The organism is Pseudomonas sp. Bc-h (assembly GCF_002080045.1).
Lineage (GTDB): Bacteria > Pseudomonadota > Gammaproteobacteria > Pseudomonadales > Pseudomonadaceae > Aquipseudomonas.
In genome coordinates this window covers 1-348 of the sequence record NZ_MUIN01000059.1, presented here as the reverse complement: position 1 = coordinate 348, position 348 = coordinate 1, and the positions used below count along the sequence as shown (strand labels likewise).

The 348-nt window shown below is 52.0% G+C and carries 1 protein-coding gene; it reads right to left on the bottom strand.

The genetic code is table 11. The features are described 5' to 3' along the window. Positions 1-348 (bottom strand): hypothetical protein (locus BWR59_RS32555; RefSeq protein ID WP_168184574.1); only part of this gene is annotated, 348 nt, incomplete at both ends.

The following is a 348-nucleotide window of genomic DNA, read 5'->3' as shown; positions in this document are numbered from 1 at the left end:
GTGCCTGACGGCGCAAAACCTTGAACTGCGTTCATTGCCACGTCGAAAGCATGACCCATTTCATGTTTGACTGTGTGGTTAAGATCGGGATTGGTGCCGTTTGTCGGGCTGGTCAGACCGTCATACTCACAGGTCTTGTAGATACCAGTTACCAGTCCAGCGCCAGAACCAAGCGTGAATCCGCACTTTCCGGAAGCGGCTTTGTTTTTATACAGCGCAATGCTGTTGTAAGGCGCGGTGTTCTGAAAGTAGTCCACAGCATCCTGACGAGTGTTGAAAAAGAAAACGATATCACCGGCCGCCTTCACTTGATCATAAGCCTGGAGCGGGCCAGAAGCGCCCTTACGC